At 69.3% G+C, this 17390-nt stretch carries 17 protein-coding genes; 11 read left to right on the top strand and 6 right to left on the bottom strand.

What is annotated here, in order from left to right; all coding sequences use genetic code 11:
* Positions 1-28: 28 nt before the first annotated feature.
* From ASG51_RS14195 to truA, 3 genes are read left to right on the top strand one after another with little or no spacing between them, the layout of a single operon-like run.
* Positions 29-544, top strand: coding sequence for a peptide deformylase (locus ASG51_RS14195; RefSeq protein ID WP_056352718.1), 516 nt, complete (start codon positions 29-31; stop codon positions 542-544).
* 22 nt (positions 545-566) lie between these two features.
* A complete protein-coding gene (gene fmt / locus ASG51_RS14190; protein WP_056381440.1) occupies positions 567-1496 on the top strand; it encodes a methionyl-tRNA formyltransferase in 930 nt (309 codons plus the stop codon).
* 19 nt (positions 1497-1515) lie between these two features.
* Positions 1516-2367: a tRNA pseudouridine(38-40) synthase TruA gene (gene truA, locus ASG51_RS14185; protein WP_082514006.1), complete on the top strand. Its 852-nt coding sequence runs from the start codon at positions 1516-1518 to the stop codon at positions 2365-2367.
* Here truA and dapE read toward each other — a convergent pair.
* Positions 2295-3506 (bottom strand): succinyl-diaminopimelate desuccinylase, encoded by a 1212-nt coding sequence (gene dapE / locus ASG51_RS14180; protein WP_056381438.1) that lies wholly within the window; start codon positions 3504-3506, stop codon positions 2295-2297. The two genes, truA and dapE, sit on opposite strands and share 73 nt — an antisense overlap.
* A gap of 112 nt (positions 3507-3618) precedes the next feature.
* Between dapE and moeB the strand changes: the two genes are divergently transcribed.
* On the top strand, positions 3619-4401 hold the full coding sequence (moeB, locus tag ASG51_RS14175) for a molybdopterin-synthase adenylyltransferase MoeB (RefSeq protein WP_056275725.1): 783 nt from the start codon (positions 3619-3621) through the stop codon (positions 4399-4401).
* Between the two features lie 35 nt (positions 4402-4436).
* Here moeB and ASG51_RS14170 read toward each other — a convergent pair whose 3' ends face one another.
* Positions 4437-6284 carry an ABC transporter transmembrane domain-containing protein gene (locus tag ASG51_RS14170; RefSeq protein WP_056381436.1) on the bottom strand — a complete coding sequence of 616 codons (1848 nt, stop codon included), beginning with the start codon at positions 6282-6284 and terminating at the stop codon, positions 4437-4439.
* Between the two features lie 178 nt (positions 6285-6462).
* On the opposite strand from ASG51_RS14170, the gene rpmE reads away from it, so the two are divergent.
* Positions 6463-6717 carry a 50S ribosomal protein L31 gene (gene rpmE, locus ASG51_RS14165; protein ID WP_055948879.1) on the top strand — a complete coding sequence of 85 codons (255 nt, stop codon included), beginning with the start codon at positions 6463-6465 and terminating at the stop codon, positions 6715-6717.
* A 132-nt stretch (positions 6718-6849) separates the two neighbouring features.
* Here the strand turns inward: rpmE and ASG51_RS14160 are convergent, their stop codons facing one another.
* A complete protein-coding gene (locus tag ASG51_RS14160; protein ID WP_056381434.1) occupies positions 6850-7380 on the bottom strand; it encodes a DUF1465 family protein in 531 nt (176 codons plus the stop codon).
* A gap of 595 nt (positions 7381-7975) precedes the next feature.
* Here ASG51_RS14160 and rpmH point away from each other — a divergent pair.
* From rpmH to ASG51_RS14135, 5 genes are all read left to right on the top strand, one after another.
* Positions 7976-8110, top strand: coding sequence for a 50S ribosomal protein L34 (gene rpmH, locus ASG51_RS14155; RefSeq protein WP_055947927.1), 135 nt, complete (start codon positions 7976-7978; stop codon positions 8108-8110).
* 115 nt (positions 8111-8225) lie between these two features.
* Positions 8226-8780 (top strand): ribonuclease P protein component, encoded by a 555-nt coding sequence (gene rnpA, locus ASG51_RS14150; RefSeq protein WP_244480151.1) that lies wholly within the window; start codon positions 8226-8228, stop codon positions 8778-8780.
* A complete protein-coding gene (yidC, locus tag ASG51_RS14145; RefSeq protein ID WP_056215236.1) occupies positions 8773-10626 on the top strand; it encodes a membrane protein insertase YidC in 1854 nt (617 codons plus the stop codon). The genes rnpA and yidC overlap by 8 nt, the downstream gene beginning before the upstream one ends.
* A 136-nt stretch (positions 10627-10762) precedes the next feature.
* Entirely contained in the window at positions 10763-11413 is a 651-nt protein-coding gene (gene yihA, locus ASG51_RS14140) for a ribosome biogenesis GTP-binding protein YihA/YsxC (protein ID WP_056215233.1), read from the top strand.
* A complete protein-coding gene (locus ASG51_RS14135; RefSeq protein ID WP_056381430.1) occupies positions 11410-11784 on the top strand; it encodes a DUF423 domain-containing protein in 375 nt (124 codons plus the stop codon). Before yihA ends, ASG51_RS14135 begins: the two co-directional genes overlap by 4 nt.
* 129 nt (positions 11785-11913) lie before the next feature.
* Here ASG51_RS14135 and ASG51_RS14130 read toward each other — a convergent pair whose 3' ends face one another.
* Both ASG51_RS14130 and ASG51_RS14125 read right to left on the bottom strand, forming a co-directional pair.
* On the bottom strand, positions 11914-12537 hold the full coding sequence (locus tag ASG51_RS14130; protein WP_056381428.1) for a hypothetical protein: 624 nt from the start codon (positions 12535-12537) through the stop codon (positions 11914-11916).
* A gap of 35 nt (positions 12538-12572) precedes the next feature.
* Positions 12573-14018 carry a TIGR00366 family protein gene (locus ASG51_RS14125; RefSeq protein ID WP_056381427.1) on the bottom strand — a complete coding sequence of 482 codons (1446 nt, stop codon included), beginning with the start codon at positions 14016-14018 and terminating at the stop codon, positions 12573-12575.
* Positions 14019-14180: 162 nt separating this feature from the next.
* Between ASG51_RS14125 and ASG51_RS14120 the strand changes: the two genes are divergently transcribed.
* Positions 14181-14564, top strand: coding sequence for a hypothetical protein (locus ASG51_RS14120; protein WP_056381424.1), 384 nt, complete (start codon positions 14181-14183; stop codon positions 14562-14564).
* Positions 14565-14636: 72 nt separating this feature from the next.
* Here ASG51_RS14120 and clpB read toward each other — a convergent pair whose 3' ends face one another.
* Positions 14637-17267: an ATP-dependent chaperone ClpB gene (gene clpB, locus ASG51_RS14115; protein ID WP_056381422.1), complete on the bottom strand. Its 2631-nt coding sequence runs from the start codon at positions 17265-17267 to the stop codon at positions 14637-14639.
* Positions 17268-17390 lie beyond the last annotated feature (123 nt).

Raw genomic sequence — 17390 nt, 5'->3', positions numbered from 1 at the left:
CCGCACCCGTTGCAAGTCCGATCGCCCCATGACCATCCGCCCCCTCGTGATCCTGCCCGACGCGCGCCTGCGCCTTGCCTCCGAGCCGGTCGGCCCGGTGACCGACGAGATCCGCACGCTCGCCGCCGACATGCTGGAGACCATGTACGATGCTCCCGGCGTGGGCCTCGCGGCGATCCAGATCGGCGTACCGAAGCGCATCGTCACCATCGACACCTCGAAGGACGAGAACGACCGCCAGCCGCAGGTCTTCCTCAATCCCGAGATCGTCTGGGCCTCGGAGGAGAAGCGGATCTACGACGAGGGATGCCTGTCGATCCCCGAATTCTACGGGGAGGTCGAGCGGCCCGACCGCGTGCGCGTCCGCTTCCGCGACCTCGACGGCACGGAACAGGAGATCGAGGCCGACGGCCTGCTGGCCACCTGCATCCAGCACGAGATCGACCACCTCGACGGGGTGCTGTTCATCGACCACCTGTCGAAGCTGAAGCGTGACCGGGTGGTGAAGAAATTCGCCAAGGCGGCCAAGCGCGGCGACGTCTGAGCCGGCTTCGGGAGTAGGAGCCATGCGCGTCGTATTCATGGGCACGCCGGATTTCGCCGTGCCGACCCTGGCGCGCCTCGCCGCCGACGGCCACGCCATCGCGGCGGTCTACACCCGTGCGCCGGCCAAGGCCGGACGCGGCATGGCGCTCAAGCCCTCCCCAGTGAAGGCGATGGCCGAGAGCCTCGGCGCGCCGGTGTCGACGCCCGCGAGCCTGAAGGGACCTGAGGCTGCCGCGACCTTCGCCGGCCACGGGGCCGATGTCGCCGTGGTGGTCGCCTACGGCCTGCTTCTCCCCCAGGCGATCCTCGACCTGCCACGCCACGGCTGCCTCAACCTGCACGGCTCGCTCCTGCCCCGCTGGCGCGGCGCCGCCCCGATCCAGCGTGCCGTGATGGCCGGCGATGCGGAGAGCGGCGTCGGCATCATGCGGATGGAGGCCGGCCTCGATACCGGCCCCGTGGCGCTGGAGGCGCGGATTCCCATCACCCCCGGCATGACGGCGGGGCAACTCCACGACGCGCTGATGCCGCTCGGCGCCGACCTCATGGCCCGCGCGCTCCGGGATCTGGAGCAGGGCACGCTCGCCTTCACGCCCCAGGCCCAGGACGGCGTGGTCTACGCCCACAAGATCACCAACGAGGAGGCCCGCATCGACTGGACCCGCCCGGCCCACGCGGTCGCCGACCACGTCAACGGCCTGTCGCCCTTTCCCGGCGCCTTCTTCGAGGCGGATTTCGGCAAGGGCCCGGAGCGGGTGAAGGTGCTCTCGGCCGAGGCCGTGCCGGGCTCCGGCGCTCCGGGCACGCTCCTCGACACGGACGGCACGGTTGCCTGCGGCGAGGGCGCCGTGCACCTGTGCGCGCTGCGCCGCGCCGGAAAGGGGGGCGTCAGCAGCGGAGCCGAGTTCGTGCGCGGCACCCACCGGACGCCGGGCACGCGGCTGGCATGACGGAACCGGACCGCACCTGATGCCGCGCTACAAGCTCGTGATCGAGTACGACGGCAGCCCGTTCTGCGGCTGGCAGCGCCAGACCGCGCAGCCCTCCGTCCAGGGGGCGATCGAGTCGGCGGTCAAGCGCTTCTCCGGCGAGGTCGCGGGCCTGACCTGCGCCGGCCGCACCGATACCGGCGTCCACGCCACGCACCAGGTGGCCCATCTCGACCTCGAGCGGGACTGGCGCACCGACGTGGTACGCGACGCGCTCAACGCGCACCTACGCCCGAACCCGGTGGCGATCCTCAGCGCCGAGATCGTCGGCGCCGACTTCAACGCGCGCCACTCCGCCACCCGCCGGCACTACCGCTACCGCATCCTCAACCGGCGCAGCCCTCCCGTGCTCAACCGCGCCCATGTCTGGCAGGTGCCCTGGGCCCTCGATGTCGGACTGATGCAGGCCGCAGCCCCGCGCCTGCTCGGGCTGCACGACTTCACCGCCTTCCGGGCCGCCGAGTGCCAGGCGAAAAGCCCGATCCGAACTCTCGATCAACTCGATGTCGCCGTCCTGCCGATGGGCCTGCACGACGAGATCGTGGTGGCGACCTCCGCCCGCGCGTTCCTGCATCATCAGGTCCGCTCGATGGTCGGCACCCTGATGCTGGCCGGCAGCGGTCGCATCAGCGCCGACGACGTGAGCGACATCCTGTCGAGCCGGGACCGCAGCCGTTGCGGACCGTTGGCGCCGGCCTGCGGGCTGACCCTGGTCGGCGTCGACTACGGCGATCGCGCACACCCGGGTTCGCGCGAGAGCTATGGGCTGGAGGGTGACGTCGAGCGGTCGGCCTGCTGCCCAGCGAAATACGCCGCCAGCACCCGGGTGTAGATCGCCGTCAGCCGGTTCAGGTCGGCGACCGGCACGCACTCGTCGGTCTGGTGCATGGTCTGGCCGACGAGGCCGAACTCGAGGACCGGGCAGGCGTCCTTGATGAAGCGCGCATCGGAAGTGCCGCCCGTGGTCGAGAGCACCGGGCGGCGGCCGGTCTCGGTGGCGATGGCGCCGGCGACCAGTTCGGTGAAGGCGTCGGGCTCGGTGAGGAAGGCCGGTGAGTTCGAAGGCAGGAGGTCGAGACTGTAGCGCACGCTCCGGCCCGCGGCGGCGTCGAGGCGGCTCCGGATCTCGGCACCCAGGGTCTCGGCGGTCCAGCGGTCGTTGAACCGGACGTTGAAGGTGCCGTGCGCCTCGCCCGGGATGACGTTGGCGGCCGTGTTGCCGACGTCGAGGGTGGTGAATTCGAGATTCGAGGCGCCGAAATGCTGGGTTCCGGCGTCGAGCGGCGCGGCCAGCAGCGCGGAGGCGAGGCGCAGCAGGCCGGGAATCGGATTCTCGGCGAGGTCCGGATAGGCGACGTGGCCCTGGCGCCCGTGCACCGTCAGCCGCCCGGTGAGCGAGCCGCGTCGGCCGATCTTGATCATGTCGCCGAGAACGTCCGGGTTGGTCGGCTCGCCCAGGAGGCAGTGGTCGAAGCGCTCCCCCCGGGCCCGGGCCCATTCGAGGAGCTTCACCGTGCCGTTGATCGCCGGCCCCTCCTCGTCGCCGGTGATGAGGAAGCCGATCGAGCCCGGAACGTCCGGCCCGGCCACGTCGAGGTAGTCGAGAGCGGCGGCCAGCATGCAGGCGATGCCGCCCTTCATGTCGACGGCCCCGCGCCCGTACAGCACCCCGTTCTCCACGGTCCCGGCGAAGGGGCCGTGGCGCCAGCGGGCGACGTCGCCGGGGGGCACCACGTCGGTGTGGCCGGCGAACAGCAGGAAGGGCGCGCGCGTGCCGATGCGGGCGTAGAGATTGTCGATGTCGGGCGTTCCGGGTTCCGAGAAGCGCGGGCGCTCCACGCTGAACCCCGCCCCTTCGAGAATGCCGGCGAGCCAGGCGAGCGCCCCCCCCTCCTCCGGGGTCACCGAGGGACAGCGGATCAGGCTCTGGGCGAGGGCGAGGGGGGAGCGATCGAGGGACGCGTTCGGCACGGGCGGGACTCTCGCGTGATGTCCGGGTGCGGAGGGCCATAAGCGCGAGCGCGCGGGGGTGCAATTCGCGGCCGGCCTTTCGCCGCGCGGCGGGGGGGCTTATCTGCGGGGCATGGCCCTCTCCCCCGACGAAGTCGAACGCTATGCCCGCCACCTCGTCCTGCCGGAGGTCGGCGGCCCGGGCCAGGCCCGGCTGAAGGCCGCCCGCGTCCTCGTCGTCGGGGCCGGCGGTCTCGGCGCCCCGCTGATCCAGTACCTCGCCGCCGCCGGGATCGGGGCCATCGGCATCGTCGACGACGACACCGTTTCCCTGTCGAACCTGCAGCGGCAGGTCATCCACGCGACTCCCGACATCGGCCGGCGCAAGGTCGAGAGTGCGGCCCAGGCGGTGTCGCGTCTGAACCCGCACGTCGCCGTGGAGGCGCACGCGCTGCGGCTGACCCCGGAGAACGCCCCGGACCTCATCGGCGCCTACGACGTGGTGGCCGATGGGTCCGACAACTTCGCCACGCGCTACGCGGTCTCGGATGCCTGCTTCCACGCGCGGCGCCCGCTGGTGACGGCGGCGCTCGGGCGCTTCGACGGTTCGCTGACCACGCTGCGACCCTACGAGACCGATGCACGCGGGCGCCCGAACCCGACCTATCGCTGCCTGTTCCCGAACCCGCCGCCGCCCGGCAGCGTCGCCCCCTGTGCCGAGGCCGGCGTGCTCGGCGCGCTTGCCGGCATCATGGGCTCGCTGATGGCCCTGGAGGTGATCCGCACGGTGACGGATTTCGGCGAGCCCCTCGTGGGCCGCCTCCTCATGGTCGACACCCGCGCGATGCGCTTCGAGACCCTCGGCTACGCCTGGGACGAGGCCAACCCGCTCAACGGAACCGGCACGGAGGGCTGATCCCCCCGCGACCGGGCGCGGTCGCTCGTCCGGCCCTACTCCGCCGGCAGCGCGTCGAGGAGGGGTCGGGCTTCCCGGGCACGCAGGCCGTCGTCATGGGCATCGGTGAACTGCAGCGCCGCGAGCTGCGCGTACAGCGCGCCCTGCGCCAGCAGGCTCTCATGGGTGCCGCTCTCGACGATCCGGCCGCCGTCGAGGACCAGGATGCGGTCCGCCTTGCGGATCGTCGCCAGGCGGTGCGCGATGACCAGGGTGGTGCGACCGCGCATCAGGGTATCGAGGGCGGTCTGCACCGCGCGCTCGCTCTCGGCGTCGAGGGCCGAGGTCGCCTCGTCGAGAAGGAGGATCGGTGCGTCCTTGAGGATGGCGCGGGCGATCGCCACCCGCTGGCGCTGGCCGCCGGAAAGGGTGACGCCGCGCTCGCCCACCGTCGTGGCGTAGCCCTGCGGCAGGGCCTGGATGAAGCCGTCCGCATGGGCGAGTTCGGCCGCGCGCTGGACCTGGGCCTCGGTGGCCTCGGGCCGGCCGTACCGGATGTTCTCGAGCACCGAGCCGGAAAACACCGTCGGGTCCTGCGGTACCAGGGCGAGGCGCTCGCGCAGCTGCTCCGGGTCGACCTGGGCAATGTCGACGCCATCGACCCGGATGAGGCCGGATTGCGGGTCGTAGAAGCGCAGCAGCAATTGCAGCACCGTGGTCTTGCCGGCGCCCGACGGACCGACGAGGGCCACCCGCTCGCCCGGCGCGATCGTGAAGCGGATGCCGTCGAGCGCGGGATGGTCGGGCCGGGCCGGGTACAGGAAGCGCACGGCTTCGAAGGCCACGGCGCCCTTGGCGGGCACCGGCAGGGCCAGCGGCTCGGCCGGTGTGCGGATCGTCGATTCGGCCGCCAGGATCTCGCCGAGGCGCTCGGCGGCGCCGGCCGCCTGGGCGAGTTCGCCGTAGACTTCCGAGAGCTGCCCGAGGGCGCTCGCGCCGAACACCGCGTAGAGAACGAACTGCGAGAGCTGACCCGCCGTCATGGTCCCGGCCAGGACCCCTTGCGCGCCGTACCACATGACGCCGACGACGCTGGCGGAGATGAGGAAGATGGCGACGCCGGTGAGGAGCGCCCGCGCCTGGATCGAATCCCGCGCGGCCGCATAGGCGTTCTCGGCGGCCGCGGCGAAGCGGCTCGCGGTGGTCCGGCCCATGCCGAAGGCCTGCATGGTGCGGATCGCGTTCACGGCCTCGGCGGCATAGGCCGAGGCGTCGGCGAGGCGGTCCTGCGCCGCCCGGGACCGGCGCCGCACGCCGCGCCCGGAGAGGATCAGCGGGAAGACGATGAGGGGAATCGCCGCCAGGACGAGGACCGACAGCTTCGGGCTCGTGATGACCATCATCACCACCGCGCCCGTGAAGAGAAAGGCGTTGCGCAGCAGGATCGAGATCGAGACGCCGAAGACGGCCTTCACCTGCGTGGCATCCGCGGTGAGGCGCGAGATGATCTCGCCCGAGAGCGAGCGGTCGAAGAAGGCGGGATCGAGCTGGGTCAGGCGCCGGAACACGGCGGTGCGCAGATCCGCCACCACGCGCTCGCCCAGCGTCGCGACCGTGTAGTAGCGCGCCCCGCTGGAGAGGGCGAGCACCGCCACGACGCCGATCAGAGCGGCGAAGTAGGTGTCGATCACCCCCTGGCCCTCGGGCGAGAAGCCGTGGTCGATGACCCGGCGCAGGGCGATCGGGACCACGAGGGTCGCGCCCGAAGCGGCCAGGAGGGCCAGGAACGCCGCGAGCATCCGGCCGCGATAGACCATCGCGAACGGAATTAGCGGGCGGAGCGAACCGAGCGGTGCCTTCGGCCGGGCCTCCCCGGTAATTTTCTTGTCACGGCCGCGAGCCATGGTGCCTCGTCATCGTTGGTCTTCCAGGAAAAGCGACCGTCCGGCGGTCTCTTCGAGCGGCGCACGCTTGTCGGGCGAAGGTGCGTGAGGTATAGGCGCGCCTTCATCCGATTGCGCGTGATCTATGGCCGCGGGCCGCCAGACGGGCCGGTCGGCTTGGCTATTCAAGGATTTCGTCATGGCAAAGAGCGCGGCCGACAAGGCCAAGGGTACCGAGCATCCCGACTACCACTTCATCAAGGTCGTGATGACCGACGGGTCCGAGTACATGACCCGGTCGACCTACGGCAAGGAGGGCGACACCCTCAACCTCGACATCGACCCGAACACCCATCCGGCCTGGACCGGCGGCGAGCAGAAGATGCTCGATCGCGGTGGCCGCGTCTCGCGCTTCAACTCGCGCTTCGGCGCCCTCTCCTTCGGCAAGAAGTAAGGCCATCTTGGTCCGCCGCCGCGCCGACGCGGCGGCGGACCCGTGACAACGCAGAACGGGCGGCTCCCCCCGGAGCCGCCCGTTCTGCGTTTCCAATCCCCTCCCCGGCCCGAATCCGGGGCGACGTCCGCGTCAGGCGGAGGCGGCTCCGAAGGCCGAGCGCAGCAGGCTCAGTTGGGCAACGACGGGGCTCTCCTGGGGCAGCGGGCTGGGACGCTCGTCGGCGATCAGGCCATCGAGGTGCAGGATCCGGCTGTGCAGGCGGCGCGACCGCACGATGAGGTCCTGCAGGGTCGGAGGCAGAACGCCGAACACCTCGCTGCGGAAGGTCTCGGGTGTGGTCAAGCGCACCCGGGTCTTCTCCTGCATCGCCTCGACCGGCGTCAGCTCGCCCTCGGATACGGCGCGCTGCACCAGGAGCCAGGAGGCGATCTGCATCAACCGCGTGGTGAGGCGCATGCTCTCGCTGGCATAGCTCAGCGTCCCGTCGCGGGACATCAACCGAGATTCCTCTCGGCCGGTCCCGTCGAGATAGGCCGCCGCTTCCTCGACCAGGGTCATGCCCTCGCGGAAGAGCACCTTGAATGCCTCCGAGGTGACGTAGGTGTCACCGAAATTCACCCAGTCGCGCTCGTCCCGGAACATGACGTCGAACCCGCTCATGGTGCCTCCTGTGCCGCGGCCGGACCGATTGCGTCCCGAGATGGGACGAAGGCGGCGCGTTTGCACCTGTCTGCGCAACTCTAGCGCCGAACGTCCCGGCCCGCGGCCTTTACCCGATGTTAACGTTAACGGAGGCGATCGGTGCCGGGCTTCCCGCTGCCGCTGCCGCTGCGAAGACACCGGGCAGAACATCCGGACGTGGGAAGGACCCCAGGCGGGAAGGACCCGGGACGAAAAAAAGGCCGCCCGTCGCGGGCGGCCTGACTAGCGAGTTTCGGGAGCAGTCCAAGCGAGCGAATCGGAAGATCCGCGCGATGTCCGGAGGAACCGAACAGGATCACAGGATGGCGCGGATCGGTTAACGGACGGTTCACGGGATGGCGTCGGGCCGCCCGATCGCGAACCCCGGATTTCGCCGTTTCGGCACGCTCCGGAATTGACTCGCGCGGGACCTTGCCCCATAAGCCGCGCCATCGCGACGCGGCGCCCTTGAGGGGCGCTGTTCGCGCTTGCAGACACATTTCAGGGCGAGTGAATATCCGGTGCGGCCTTCGGTGCGGCCCGGATCGATCCTCGGCCATTCGGAGATCGCGCCATGAAGAGAACCTATCAGCCCAGCAAGCTCGTGCGTAAGCGTCGTCACGGCTTCCGCGCCCGCATGGCCACTGCCGGCGGCCGCAAGGTCATCGCGGCCCGTCGCGCGCACGGCCGCAAGAAGCTCTCCGCCTGAGAGATCCGCGGCGCCGTCACGGGCGGCGCGCCTCATCATGAGCCTGGCCAGGGGCCACAGGACCCGCTGCGAGATCGGACCGGGCATGTCATCGGCCCCATCCGCGATTGGGCGGATGACGCGACGCTCCGAGTTCCTGGCCGCGGCCGGCGGACGTCGCTTCCACAACGAACGCTTGTCGGCGCAGGGCCTCGTCCGCGCCGTTGAAGCGTCCACGGACGGCGTCCCCGGCGATCCGGTGGGTGGCGGACTCCGAATCGGATTTACCATCACCAAGCGGGTCGGCCACGCCACGGAGCGCAATCGCATCCGGCGACGGTTGCGCGCGGCCGTGGCCCAGGCGGCCGGCGATCTGCCGGTGCGTCCGGCCGACGTGGTGCTGGTGGCCCGGCGCCCAGCCCTGCACGCTCCTTTCGAGACTCTCATCGACGACCTGCGCCGTGCCGTCGCCGTGGTGACGAAGCCGCAGGATCAGAAATCTGCGACGTCCGATCCGCGGCCCGCTCGGCGCGGACGCGGCAAAGGCGCGCCCGCGTCTGGCGCATCGGCGGCGGCTCCGCTATTGGCCTCGGGCGCGACGGGCTCCGCCGTGCCGGCCGGTCCCGGTCCGGCGCGCGCGAACGCGCCCTCCCCTCCTCCCAAAGCATGCGACGGACCGACCGATGGGTAATGACAAGACGAACATGATCGTCGCGATCGCCTTGTCGCTGGCGGTCCTGCTCGGCTGGAACTATTTCATCGCCGCTCCCCGCGTGGAGCAGCAGCGTCAGGCCGCCCTTCAGAACAAGGCGGCCACCCAGCCAGCCGGTCCCGACGGAGTGCCCAGCGCCAGCCCGAAGGAAGGCGGTCCGGCCAATCCCGTCCCCGGAACCCTGCCGGGCGCCTCGGGTGCCGGCGGCGGTGTGGTGCCCCGCGAGACGGCGATCGCGCGCTCCCCGCGCGTCACCATCGACACCCCGGCGCTCGCCGGCTCCATCGCCCTGAAGGGCGGCCGCATCGATGACGTCTCTCTCAAGAATTACCACGAGACCGTCGACGACAAGAGCCCGAACATCGTCCTGCTCTCGCCCACCGGCACCGAGAACCCCTACTACGCCGAGTTCGGCTGGGTCGGCCAGAACGCTGGTCCCCTGCCCAACGGCGACACCGTCTGGACCGCCGATGCCACCTCCCTGGCGCCGGGCAAGCCCGTGACGCTGAGCTACGACAACGGCGCGGGCCTGCTGTTCAAGCGGACCATTGCGGTGGACGACAAGTTCCTGTTCACCGTTCGCGACGAGGTCGAGAACAAGGGCGGCAACGCGGTTTCCCTCTATCCCTACAGCCTCGTCTCGCGCTGGGGTAAGCCACACACCCAGGGTTACTACGTGTTGCACGAGGGCCTGATCGGCGTCCTCGGCGCCGACGGGCTGCAGGAATACACCTATGACCACCTCGCCAAGGAGCCGGCGCTCGGCAATGCCAGCACCAAGGGCAAGACCTGGCCGGGCGTGACCGGCGGCTTCGTCGGGATCACCGACAAGTACTGGGCCGCCGCCGCCATCCCGGATCAGGCGACCCCCTACACGGGCAGCTTCACCGAGCGGACCGACGGCGCCACCAAGGTCTATCAGGCCAACGTGCTCGGCAACGTGCAGGTGATCCAGCCCGGTGCCTCGGCCGCCGCGACCCAGCAGCTCTTCGCCGGCGCCAAGGAAGTGAACACCGTCAACGCCTACCAGGCGAACCAGAACATCAAGCAGTTCGACCTGCTGATCGACTGGGGTTGGTTCCACTTCATCACCAAGCCGATGTTTCGGGCGCTGGACTTCTTCTTCCACCTGTTCGGCAACTTTGGCGTGTCGATCCTCGTGGTGACTTTCTGCCTGAAACTGCTCTTCCTGCCGATCGCCAACAAGTCCTACCAGTCCATGGCCAAGATGAAGGCCGTGCAGCCGGAGATGACGTCGATCCGCGAGCGCTATGCTGACGACAAGATGAAGCAGCAGCAGGCGATGATGGAGCTGTACAAAAAGGAGAAGATCAATCCGGTCGCCGGCTGCTGGCCGGTGCTGATCCAGATTCCGGTCTTCTTCGCGCTGTACAAGGTCCTGTTCATCACCATCGAGATGCGGCATGCGCCGTTCTTCGGCTGGATTCAGGATCTGGCCGCGCCGGATCCGACGAACATCCTCAACCTGTTCGGCCTGCTGCCCTTCGCGGCGCCCGACTTCATCCACCTCGGCATCTGGCCCATCATCATGGGCATCACGATGTTCATCCAGATGAAGATGAACCCCGCGCCGCCGGACCCGGTCCAGGCGCAGATCTTCACCTTCATGCCGATCGTGTTCACCTTCATGCTCGGCTCGTTCCCGGCCGGCCTGGTGATCTACTGGGCCTGGAACAACACCCTGTCGGTGATCCAGCAATACGTCATCATGCGCCGCAACGGGGTGAAGGTGGAGCTTTGGGACAACCTGCGGGGGATGTTCCGACGCAAGACTGCCGACAAGAACGCCGTCGCCAAGAGCTGATCGCTCCGTCCACAAGGCTCGCGACGCTTGTCCCAACCCGGTCCTCTCCGTTTCACGACGGGGAGGACTTCCTGTTTCCGGCGTGTCGGCTCGCGAGAGTGATGGGCACGCCCTCTCCTCCGCCCGGAGCCGCTCGATGTCCCAAGCCGAAGACGATGCCGCCCTGCTGGAGGCCGGCCGCCTGCTGTTCGCGGGCGCGGCCGACTTCATCGCCTCGGCCCCCAACGTGCCCGCCCTTCCGCCGATGAAGGGCGTGGAGATCGCCTTCGCGGGCCGTTCCAACGTGGGCAAATCGAGCCTCGTCAACGCACTTACCGGGCGCAACACCCTGGCGCGGACCTCGCACACCCCGGGGCGCACGCAGCAGCTGAACTTCTTTGATATCGGCGGCCGCCTGACCCTGGTCGACATGCCGGGCTACGGCTACGCGGCGGTGGAGAAGACCAAGGTCGAGGCCTGGACCGACCTGATCCACGACTACCTGAAGGGCCGCTCGAACCTGGCCCGGGTGTTCATGCTGATCGACTCGCGTCACGGCCTGAAGAGCATCGACACCGACGTCCTCGACGGCCTCGACAAGGCCGCCGTGAGCTACCAGATCGTGCTGACCAAGGGCGATGCCCTGAAGAAGTCCGAGATGGACGCCCGCATCGCCGGGGTGCAGGCCGCCATCGCCCGGCGGCCGGCCGCCTACCCGGAGATCCTGCTTACCTCGAGCCGCGACGACCGGGGCGTACCCGAACTTCGGGCCAGCGTCGCCCGCCTGCTGCAGGAGCGCGGCGCGTGAACGGCCTCGATCGCGTTCTCCTGGCGCTTGGCGCCCTCGCGGGTCTCCTCGGCGTCGCCGCAAGCGCCGCGGCGGCCCATCTCAGCGGGGCTGACAGCCTGAGGACTGCCGCCCAGTTCCTGCTGTTCCACGCCCCAGCGATCCTCGGGCTCGTGGCGTTGGCCGCCACTGGCACGACGCACCGGCTGGTCACCCGCCTCGCAGCAGCCGCCCTGGTGGTCGGCCTCGCACTGTTCTCGGGCGACCTTGCGCTTCGGGCGCTCCATGGCACACCGCTCTTTCCCATGGCGGCCCCGACCGGTGGCTTTGTCCTGATGGCCGGCTGGCTACTCGTGGCCGCGGCAGCCTTCGTTCCGGCACGTCGGTCCTGAGGTATGAGCCGGCGGCTGGGCGTCGGATGAGCATCGCGTCACCGCGCGGGCGACGCCGCGTCCTCGGCCCTGAAGCCGTGCGCCCTCGTACGCCCTCGACGGCCCCGCAGAGCTGCTGAAGCCCGTCGCTTAACGGATCAGCGGCGGCAGTTGCGGCGCGGCGTCGTCCGGCAACGCGGTCTGGGCCATATTCATGCTCATGGCGAGCAGCGTGTAATAGCCGTTGATGCCCGCCATCTCGATGGCGCCCTGCTCGCCGAAGGTTTGGACCGCCCGGGCGTAGGTGGTGTCGCTCACCGCCTTGTTGTGATGCAGCTCCGTCGAGAACGCGTAGACCAGCGTCTCCTCCGGCCCCATCGCGTCCGGCCGCCGGCCTTCCCGGATCGCGGCGACGATCGCCGGATCGAGGCCGGCCTTCAGGGCGATCGGCGCATGGATGTGCCACTCCAGCTGCTGCGTCCATTCCCGGGCGGTGATCAGGATGATGAACTCGCTCAGCCGCAGGGGCAGTACGCTGCGGTAGCGCAGGTGCAGCCCCATATTGCTCGCGTTGGTCATCAGCTCGGGACTGCGCAGGAGCGGCACGAACGGACCGAAGACCGGGGTCTTGCGCGCCGCGAGAAAAGCCTCGGAGGCCGCTTTCTGCTCCGGGCTGAGGGCGTCGGCCGGAATCGGCGGCAGGCGGTCTTGGGCCAAGGCGGACAGGCTCCCGAAGAGAAGGATCGACAGGACCGGCAGGACGGCGACACGCATGGGTTTACTCCTCCGGTCCGGATTCCGGCCGCAACCTACGGCATCACCGGTGGGTGGTAGGTCAACGTGAAGGCCAGGGCCCAGAGCAGGAACAGCACCACCGGCAGGTGGATGAGGAGCTGTAGGAAACTGAACCCGACGATGTCGCGCGCCTTCAGGCCGAGGATGCCGAGGAGTGGCAGCATCCAGAACGGGTTGATCAAGTTCGGCAGCGCCTCGGCCGCATTGTAGACCATCACCGCCCAGCCGAGATGGACCTGCAGCTCGTTGGCCGCCTGCATCACGTAGGGCGCCTCGAGCAGCCATTTGCCGCCGCCCGACGGCACGAAGAAGCCGAGCACCGCCGAATAGACCCCCATCGAGATCGGGAAGCTGCCCGTGGTGTTCAGGCTGACGAAGGCGTGGGTGATCACCTCGGAGACCGAGATCCCGGCGGCGTTCTTCGGCCCGGTCAGCATCGCGCTGATGGCGGCGTAGAGCGGGAACTGGATGAGGATGCCGGCAGTCGCCGGGACGGCCTTGGCCACCGCCACGAGGAAACGCTTCGGGCGCCAATGCAGCAGCAGCCCGAGGGTGATGAACAGGAGGTTGTAGGTGTTCAGGTTCGAGATCGCGGTGATCCAGGATTGCCGCGCGAACTCCTGGTAGATCCAGGCGCCGGCGATCACCACGAGGAGGATCGTGAGGATCGGGGAGTGCTCCAGCCATTCACCGGGTTGCTCGGGCCGGCCGAGATCGGCTTCTTCGCGCGCGACGCTCACGCCGAGATCCTCGGCCGTCACCGCAGTGCTCGGGCGCGGCGCGGAGGCATAGGCGATGATCACCGACATCACGAACAGGATCACGGCGATCAGCATCGACTGCCAGAGGAAGATGGTTTCGCTGAAGGGAATCACGCCGGTGATCGGCAGGAGCGCCTTCGGCAGGCTCGCCGGGTTCGCCTGGAGTTGGGCCGCAGAGGAGCTGAGGCCCATGGCCCAGGTGGCGCCGAGCCCGAGATAGGCGGCGGCCCCGGCGGCGCGGTAATCCATGCGGAGTTCCGTGCGACGGGCGAGCGCGCGGGCGAGAAGGCCACCGAAGATCAGGCTCAGGCCCCAGCTCAGGAACGAGGACAGCATGGTCGCCGCGGCCACGAACCCGACGGCGCCGCGGCCGGTTTTCGGGATTGCGGCGAGGCGATCGATCAGCGCCTGGACCGGGGGTGCCGTCGCCACCACGTAGCCACCGATCGTCACGAAGGCCATCTGCATGGTGAAGGGGATCAGGCTCCAGAAGCCGTCGCCGAAGCTCTTGGCGATGGCGGGCGTCGGGGCACCGTTGGCCAGCGCGCCGAGGGCAACGATGACCACCGCGATGGCGACGAAGATGAAGGCATCGGGAAACCACTTCTCGGCCCAGGCGGTGAAGCGGATGCCGGCCCGCGACAGGGCGCTGTCCAGCGCGGCGGAGTCGGCGCGACGCTCCGGCGTGGGTGTCGACATCGGAAAGTCCTGGGAACGAGGGAATGGCCTTGGGAGGCGCATTGTCCGCAATTGCCGATCCGGCTCAAGACGGAATCCCGCCGGTACACAGGCTTGGCTGTGATGATCGGGTGAGACTGTCAGGGTCGCCGCTTCAGGCTTCCTTGAGGGTTCGCCTCTACGATGCGCCCTGTTCTCGCGTGGGAGATCCTGTTCGTGGCCGAAATCTCGAAGCTCCGAGACCTCGATGCGAGAATGGCCGAACGGCGTCAGGCCAGCACCATGGTGCGGGATCTGGCCCGTCAGGAGCGGGACAGGACGGACTTCGAGAAGCCCTTCCTGTCGCCCCTTGGGTGGATGATCGCGGTCATCCTGAACTTCGCCCTGGTGCTGGTCGTGGGCCTCGGCACCGTGCTGGTCCCGCCCCTGATGGCCTGCCGCGAGCAGAGTGCGCGCGGTTTCTTCGCCGGCGACTCCTTCCAGGCCTGCGCCGGCCGGGGCATCTCGGCCAGCTTCCAGGACTTCGACCGTCGCATCCGCCGCCTCGTCCTGCGTTCGGGACAGTGAACGGCCGGCCTGACGAGGCCCGCAACGGCGGCTGCCGTCGCGGGCCCCGGGATGTCGGGATGACGCCCGGTCTCAGTTGAGGGTGACGCTCTCCGGCCGGCGCTCGGTGCTGAGGCCGGATTTGCCGACCTTCAGCCCGAGGGGACCGACCTCCACCGGCACCACTTCCCCATCGTGGATCAGCCCGGACAGGAGTTGCTCCGCCAGCCGATCCTGCACTGCCTTCTGGATCACCCGCTTCAGGGGACGCGCCCCGTAGGCCGGGTCGTAGCCCTTGTCCGCGAGCCAGTCGCGGGCCTTCGGATCGACGTCGAGGGTGATCTTGCGCTCGTCGAGGAGCTTCTGCAGGCGCTTCAGCTGGATCCCGACGATCGCACCCATCTCCGACCGCTTGAGACGGTGGAACAGGATGATCTCGTCGATCCGGTTGAGGAATTCCGGCCGGAAGTGGCTGCGCACCACACCCATCACCTCCTCGCGCACGACATCGGTGTCGTCGCCCTCACTCTGGTTGACGAGGTATTCCGAACCGAGGTTCGAGGTCATGATCAGGAGCGTGTTGCGGAAGTCCACCGTCCGACCCTGTCCATCGGTCAGCCGGCCGTCGTCGAGCACCTGGAGCAGGACGTTGAACACGTCCGGATGCGCCTTCTCGACCTCATCGAACAGCACGACCTGGTAGGGCCGGCGCCGAACCGCCTCCGTGAGTGCTCCACCCTCCTCGTAGCCGACATAGCCCGGAGGCGCGCCGATCAGCCGGGCCACGGAGTGCTTCTCCATGTATTCCGACATGTCGAGACGCACGAGTGCCGTGTCGTCGTCGAAGAGGAAGCCGGCCAGGGCCTTGGTTAGCTCGGTCTTGCCGACGCCGGTGGGCCCGAGGAAGATGAACGAGCCGATCGGCCGGTTCGGATCCTGGAGACCGGCGCGGGCCCGGCGGACGGCGGTCGCCACCGCCTCCACCGCCTCGCGCTGCCCGACGACGCGCTCGCCCAGCACCGTCTCCATGGCCAAGAGCTTGTCGCGCTCGCCCTCCAGCATCTTGTCGACGGGAACCCCGGTCCAGCGCGAGACGACACCCGCGATGTGGACCGGCGTCACCGCCTCCTCGACCATGCCGTCGCGGACCACGGCGCTCTCGGCCTGGGCCTCGATCTCGGCGAGCTGGCGCTCCAGCCCCGGGATCACGCCGTAGGCGAGCTCGCCCGCGCGCTGGTACTGCCCCTGGCGCTGGGCCGAGGCCAATTCGTTGCGCGCCTCGTCGAGCTTGCGCTTGAGTTCGGCGGCAGCACCGAGCTTGTCCTTCTCGGCCTTCCAGCGCGAGGTGATCGCGGCGGACTGCTCCTCGAGGTCGGCCAACTCCTTCTCCAACCGCACGAGGCGGTCGCGGGAGGCGGAATCGGTCTCCTTCTTGAGGGCCTCGCCCTCGATCTTCAGGCGCACGATCTCGCGGTCGAGGTTGTCGAGCTCCTCGGGCTTCGAATCGACCTGCATGCGCAGGCGCGACCCGGCCTCGTCCATCAGGTCGATGGCCTTGTCCGGCAGGAAGCGATCGGTGATGTACCGGTTCGACAGGGTCGCGGCCGCCACCAGCGCCGCATCCTGGATGCGCACGCCGTGGTGCTGCTCGTACTTCTCCTTGATCCCGCGCAGGATCGAGACCGTGTCCTCGACGGTGGGCTCGGACACGAAGACGGGCTGGAAGCGCCGTGCCAGGGCCGCGTCCTTCTCCACGTGCTTGCGGTACTCGTCGAGGGTGGTGGCCCCGACGCAGTGCAGCTCGCCGCGGGCCAGCGCGGGTTTCAGCAGGTTGGAGGCGTCCATCGCCCCATCCGCCTTGCCGGCCCCGACGAGGGTATGCATCTCGTCGATGAACAGGATGATCCCGCCTTCGGCCGCCGTGACCTCGGAGAGCACGCCCTTCAGCCGCTCCTCGAATTCTCCGCGGTATTTGGCACCGGCGATCAGCGATCCCATGTCGAGGGCGAGCAGGCTCTTGTCGCGCAGGGATTCCGGCACGTCGCCGTCGACGATGCGCAGGGCGAGACCCTCGACGATGGCGGTCTTGCCGACGCCGGGCTCGCCGATGAGGACGGGGTTGTTCTTGGTGCGCCGCGACAGGACCTGGATCGTGCGACGGATCTCCTCGTCACGGCCGATCACCGGGTCGAGCTTGCCCTCGCGCGCCGCTTCCGTGAGGTCGCGGGCGTATTTCTTCAGCGCATCGTAGGCGTTCTCGGCCGTGGCGTTGTCGGCGGTCCGGCCCTTGCGCAGGGCGTTGATCGCGCCGTTGAGCGAGGCCGGCGTGACGCCGGCCGCCGCCAGCGCGCGACCGGCCTCGGTGTCCTTCTCGACCGCGAGGGCGAGCAGCAGGCGCTCGACCGTGACGTAGCTGTCGCCCGCCTTCTCGGCCGCCTTCTCGGCGGTGTCGAACAGGCGCACGAGCTCGCGCGTCGCCTGCGGCTGGGACGCGTTGCCGGACACCTTCGGCTGCTTGGCGAGCCAGGCCTCGGTCTGCGCGAGGGCGACCCGCGACTGACCACCCGCCCGATCGATCAGACCGGCGCAGAGGCCCTCGGGATCGTCGAGCAGGACCTTAAGGATGTGGCCCGGCTGGAATTGCGGATGGCCCTCGCGCATCGCGAGGTTCTGCGCGGCCTGGACGAAACCGCGGGCGCGCTCGGTATAGATCTCGAAATTCATCTGTGTCCCACCTCCCCGTGTCGGCACGACCCGCCGCCCGCTCCTCGCGGCACGACCGATCGCCGAGACGTCGCCCCCACGGCCGATGCCGCTGGAGACCCCGGCGCCACCTGGCCGCCGGTC

This window comes from Methylobacterium sp. Leaf465, from assembly GCF_001424705.1.
Taxonomy (GTDB): Bacteria; Pseudomonadota; Alphaproteobacteria; order Rhizobiales; family Beijerinckiaceae; genus Methylobacterium.
This window is presented reverse-complemented; position numbering and strand designations above follow the sequence as displayed.

Coding starts and splice junctions, on each gene's coding strand:
- yihA (WP_056215233.1), top strand. CDS start 10,763: ATGTCCCAAGCCGAAGACGATGCCGCCCTGCTGGAGGCCGGCCGCCTG.
- yidC (WP_056215236.1), top strand. CDS start 8,773: ATGGGTAATGACAAGACGAACATGATCGTCGCGATCGCCTTGTCGCTG.
- clpB (WP_056381422.1), bottom strand. CDS start 17,267: ATGAATTTCGAGATCTATACCGAGCGCGCCCGCGGTTTCGTCCAGGCC.
- rpmH (WP_055947927.1), top strand. CDS start 7,976: ATGAAGAGAACCTATCAGCCCAGCAAGCTCGTGCGTAAGCGTCGTCAC.
- rpmE (WP_055948879.1), top strand. CDS start 6,463: ATGGCAAAGAGCGCGGCCGACAAGGCCAAGGGTACCGAGCATCCCGAC.
- truA (WP_082514006.1), top strand. CDS start 1,516: ATGCCGCGCTACAAGCTCGTGATCGAGTACGACGGCAGCCCGTTCTGC.
- rnpA (WP_244480151.1), top strand. CDS start 8,226: ATGACGCGACGCTCCGAGTTCCTGGCCGCGGCCGGCGGACGTCGCTTC.
- ASG51_RS14160 (WP_056381434.1), bottom strand. CDS start 7,380: ATGAGCGGGTTCGACGTCATGTTCCGGGACGAGCGCGACTGGGTGAAT.
- ASG51_RS14195 (WP_056352718.1), top strand. CDS start 29: ATGACCATCCGCCCCCTCGTGATCCTGCCCGACGCGCGCCTGCGCCTT.
- ASG51_RS14120 (WP_056381424.1), top strand. CDS start 14,181: ATGCGCCCTGTTCTCGCGTGGGAGATCCTGTTCGTGGCCGAAATCTCG.
- ASG51_RS14170 (WP_056381436.1), bottom strand. CDS start 6,284: ATGGCTCGCGGCCGTGACAAGAAAATTACCGGGGAGGCCCGGCCGAAG.
- ASG51_RS14125 (WP_056381427.1), bottom strand. CDS start 14,018: ATGTCGACACCCACGCCGGAGCGTCGCGCCGACTCCGCCGCGCTGGAC.
- ASG51_RS14130 (WP_056381428.1), bottom strand. CDS start 12,537: ATGCGTGTCGCCGTCCTGCCGGTCCTGTCGATCCTTCTCTTCGGGAGC.
- fmt (WP_056381440.1), top strand. CDS start 567: ATGCGCGTCGTATTCATGGGCACGCCGGATTTCGCCGTGCCGACCCTG.
- moeB (WP_056275725.1), top strand. CDS start 3,619: ATGGCCCTCTCCCCCGACGAAGTCGAACGCTATGCCCGCCACCTCGTC.